This is a genomic window from Pseudomonas sp. Pse35, assembly GCF_024519715.1.
In the GTDB taxonomy this organism is placed as follows: domain Bacteria; phylum Pseudomonadota; class Gammaproteobacteria; order Pseudomonadales; family Pseudomonadaceae; genus Aquipseudomonas; species Aquipseudomonas paracarnis.
Genome location: NZ_JALJRP010000067.1, coordinates 1 through 4,340 on the forward strand (window position 1 = coordinate 1; position 4,340 = coordinate 4,340).

The 4,340-nt window shown below is 56.5% G+C and carries 3 protein-coding genes and 1 pseudogene; 2 read left to right on the forward strand and 2 right to left on the reverse strand.

Features of this window, described 5'->3' with window-relative positions; all coding sequences use genetic code 11:
• Positions 1 to 273 precede the first annotated feature (273 nt).
• Positions 274 to 1,683, forward strand: a complete 1,410-nt coding sequence (locus OC445_RS26770) for a circularly permuted type 2 ATP-grasp protein (RefSeq protein WP_034127666.1) — start codon at positions 274 to 276, stop codon at positions 1,681 to 1,683.
• A gap of 2 nt (positions 1,684 to 1,685) precedes the next feature.
• Positions 1,686 to 2,636, forward strand: coding sequence for an alpha-E domain-containing protein (locus tag OC445_RS26775; protein WP_198791750.1), 951 nt, complete (start codon positions 1,686 to 1,688; stop codon positions 2,634 to 2,636).
• Between the two features lie 643 nt (positions 2,637 to 3,279).
• On the opposite strand, the pseudogene OC445_RS26780 reads toward OC445_RS26775, so the two are convergent.
• Positions 3,280 to 3,615, reverse strand: a pseudogene (locus OC445_RS26780) (transposase); the annotation flags it as partial.
• Between the two features lie 149 nt (positions 3,616 to 3,764).
• A partial coding sequence (locus OC445_RS26785) for a hypothetical protein (protein WP_262020450.1) occupies positions 3,765 to 4,340 on the reverse strand: 576 nt, incomplete at its 5' end.

A 4,340-nucleotide genomic window follows, 5' to 3' on the forward strand; every position in this document is an offset into this window, starting at 1 on the left:
CTCGCTTTTATTGGGGCCGCTGCGCAGCCCGGCGCGAGCAAGCTCGCTCGCCACAGGTTATTGATGCCTAGTTCGCATTCCGGCACACGCATTGCTTTATCCATTCACCACCCGGAAAACAGGAGCATGCGTTACCCCCCGACCCAGAGCCGCCCCCATAAGAAAATAAGGACCAGGCCTGTTGGCACCTTCAGCCACGGGCTCATAAAAACATGCGTTTTTTTAAGCGGCAGTGCCACCCAAAGCCACACTGGGCACTGACAAGGTACTGGAATGGCTCGATCTTTCTTTGATGAAATGAATGACGCAAACGGCGTATGCCGTGCGCACTATCAGGACTTCTCTCGCTGGCTGGCCAATACGCCGCCAGAACTGCTGGCCCAGCGTCGCCGTGAAGCGGACTTGCTGTTCCATCGCGCCGGGATCACCTTCACCCTGTATGGCGACGAACAAGACACCGAACGCTTGATTCCCTTCGACATCATTCCCCGCAGCATTCCCGCCAGTGAATGGAGCCTGATCGAGCGTGGCTGCATCCAGCGGGTCAATGCACTGAACATGTTTCTCGCCGACATCTACCACGACCAGCGCATCATCAAGGCTGGGATCATTCCGGCAGAACAGGTGCTGGGCAACGAGGGCTATCAGAAGGCGATGGTCGGCCTGGATCTGCACCGCGACATTTACTCGCACATCTCCGGTGTCGACCTGGTGCGCGACGGCGACGGTACCTACTACGTGCTGGAAGACAACCTGCGCACCCCCAGCGGCGTGAGCTACATGCTCGAAGACCGCAAGATGATGATGCGGCTGTTCCCGGAAGTCTTCGCCAAGCAGCGCATTGCACCCGTGGACCACTACCCCAACCTGTTGCTCAAGACCCTCAAGAGCGCCAGCCGCCTCGATAACCCGAATGTGGTGGTGTTGACGCCTGGGCGCTTCAACAGCGCCTTCTTCGAACACGCGTTCCTTGCCCGGGAAATGGGCGTGGAGCTGGTGGAAGGTGCCGATCTGTTCGTGCACGATCTCAAGGTGTTCATGCGCACCACCGACGGCCCCAAGCCCGTGGACGTGATCTACCGGCGCATCGACGACGCCTTCCTCGACCCCCAGGCGTTCAACCCCGAGTCGATGCTCGGCGTGCCGGGGTTGGTGGCGGCTTACTGCGCCGGCAATGTGGTACTGGCCAACGCCATCGGCACCGGGGTGGCTGACGACAAGTCGATCTATCCCTATGTACCGGCGATGATCCGCTTCTACCTGGACGAGGAACCGATCCTGCAAAACGTGCCGACCTTCCAATGCCGCAAGCCCGATGAACTGTCCCATGTGCTGGCCAACCTCGAGCAGTTGGTGGTCAAGGAAACCCAGGGCTCCGGCGGCTACGGCATGCTGGTGGGCCCGGCGTCGACGGCCGCCGAGATCGAAGACTTCCGCCAGCGCATCAAGGCGCGTCCCCATGCCTACATCGCCCAACCGACCCTGAGCCTGTCCACCTGCCCGACCTTCGTCGAAAACGGCATTGCGCCCCGGCATATCGACCTGCGCCCATTCGTACTCTCGGGCAAGGAAACCCGCCTGGTGCCCGGCGGCTTGACCCGCGTGGCGCTTAAGGAAGGCTCGCTGGTCGTCAACTCGTCGCAGGGCGGCGGAACCAAGGACACCTGGGTGGTGGAGGGCTGAGTATGTTGAGTAGAACCGCTGCAGATCTGTATTGGATGTCCCGCTACCTGGAGCGCGCCGAGAACCTGGCGCGCATGCTGGAAGTCAGTTATTCGCTGTCCTTGATGCCCCAGGCCGGGCGCAGCGATGGTCTGGATGAGTTGGCGATGTCGTTGCTCAGCAGCGGCACTCTGGACAGCTACCTGGAACGCCACCACACCCTGGATGCCGAGCGCATGTTGCACTTCTTCGCCCTCGACGAAGAAAACCCGGCGAGCATCTACAACTGCCTGCGCGCCGCCCGGGGCAATGCCCACGCCGTGCGCGGACGCATCACCGCCGACATGTGGGAAAACCTCAATGCCACCTGGCTGGAAATGCGCAGCATTGCCGCCGGCGGCCTGGCGCGACATGGCATCAGCCACTTCTGTGACTGGGTCAAACAACGTTCGCACCTGTTTCGCGGCGCGACCTCGGGCACCATCATGCGCAATGACGCCTATCGCTTCATCCGCCTCGGCACCTTTGTCGAGCGCGCCGACAACACCCTGCGCCTGCTGGATGCACGCTACGAGATGTTCGGCGAAGAGTCCGAAGAAGTCAGCGACCTGTCGGCCCGCGGCTATTACCAGTGGAGCGCCCTGCTCCGCGCGTTGTCGTCATTCGAGGCGTATACCGAGCTGTATCCCAATGCCTTGAATGCCCGCTCGGTGTCGGAACTGCTGCTGTTGCGCAGTGACGTGCCGCGCTCGCTGCATGCGTGTATCGAGGAGTTGAGCCATATTCTCGCGGATCTGCCGGGTAGTTATGGGCGCACTGCGCAGCGCTTGGCTGCCGAGTTTGAAGCGCGGCTGCGGTATACGGGGATTGATGAGATTCTGGAGGATGGGTTGCATAGCCGGTTGACGGAGTTTATTGAGGGCGTGCGGGAGTTGGCGGGGGCGGTGCAGAGTTCGTATCTGGAGGTGGTATAAAACGAAACTACTCAAGTAAAAACATGGAGAGCCTCGTTGCGAAGAGTGCCGAACTGTCAATTCTGACAGTAGACGCCGATTGTCAAATGCGCTTTAACTTATCAGGCAGTTAATGCTTCACTTGACAATCAATTTGCAAGAGGAATAGCCGTCATGCAATCACCTCACTCTTGGTGGGTAAGCACATCGTTGGCGATATCGTTTTCTATCTTTGCCAGCGGCTGTACCACACCACAACCAGTGCAAACGCCTGACATAATCATCCCCCCCAGTGAATCGTCGAACGAGCGAACTGATACTTGTACAAAAGAGGGTTACTTTAGGAGTATTTATCCTACCTATTACTACAGGTGCGTATGGTCCGGAGGCCGATTCTTAAAATACGTATACCAATGCCCCAACAATAAAAACTTTAACGAAGCAACCCAACGCTGCGAATAGCGCTTTATTTAAGCGCTGTGGTCCAGCCTAGCCATCTGGGCGACGACCACAGCTCTTAAGGGGGGCTCTGAAATAGCCGCAGGTTTTCCGGCTGTCGAGCCCTCAGCATTAAAAAAACGACGTATATCGAAATTTGCCCAATCCTTTTCGTTTTTCAGCTCTTTCGGCCGCTACAAGCCCTTTGCAGCGACCATTTCCTGCATTACACCCGTACCTCTCCTGCTTGCGCCAACAAATATCGGCGAGCGATCCACAGGGCGAACCACGTCACCATCTGCGAGGCGTTCTTGGCCAAGCCCTAGCCAGCCAGTTAAGGCAGAAACGGTAACTGCGGCGAGCGGTAATCTGCCAAATTACCCTGCACCCAGCGTGTTCTTCACGCTTTTCGACCCCGGTGTAAGCAGCAGTTTGGCGACCTGCGTGATGTCTGCAACATTGGCCGCAGTGACCACCACGCTGTGCACCAGGCCTCACTCGTCCTCGGCGCCGATATGAGCTTTGGCGCCAAAGCAGTACTGGTACCTTTCTTGGTTTGCTCGATCAGGAACAATTTCTTACGGGTCTGTTTGCGCTTGCCGGCGTATTCGGCGTCAGCGAAGGTCATCTGCTTCATCATCGAAAAGCTCGGCGACGGGTGTCCGCTGATTTTGCCAAATTAGGACGTTTTTTCAGACTCTCCTTAGGCGATTACAACTGTCGCACCAAAATATTATCAATTCCGAATGTATTATCCTGAAATGGTGCACCTGCTTCTATTCGAACAACCACAGACGACAACTCAGAAGTCAGCGAAAAACTGAACTTCTTGCCCAGCCAATTCGAATCAACAAACAGGCCTTCCCACTGATTCTGCGCACCAAAACTCACCGTCACCCCTGCGCCATATATAGAATGTGGCTGCCTTATTAAAAATGATATCTCATAACTCCCACGAGGCACATTTACAAATGTTTTGTACACGCCTGCCCGGGTACTCTTCGCTGCCGTGCCCCACCAATAAAGTTGCGATATATCGCCTCCAGCCACATTGCGCCATTCATTATAGCCGCTGTTGAAATCCGTATAATCATAGATTTTTGGCCTGCTCGCTATTACTTGATAGTCTACTATCGGAAAGACAATGGCATCGGCTTCAGCTTTACTAAGACTGAAAGCCGCTTTTAACTCCACCTGCAGCTTGGTGCCATCACCCAATCCATTCAAATAACTACGAGCGATCCCTGGTTCGATTTTTCCGTTAGCGATCCAGGTCGGGTTGACAGC

Excerpts from the sequence above, each read along its gene's own strand:
- OC445_RS26775 (WP_198791750.1), top strand. The coding sequence starts at position 1,686 with ATGTTGAGTAGAACCGCTGCAGATCTGTATTGGATGTCCCGCTACCTG.
- OC445_RS26770 (WP_034127666.1), top strand. The coding sequence starts at position 274 with ATGGCTCGATCTTTCTTTGATGAAATGAATGACGCAAACGGCGTATGC.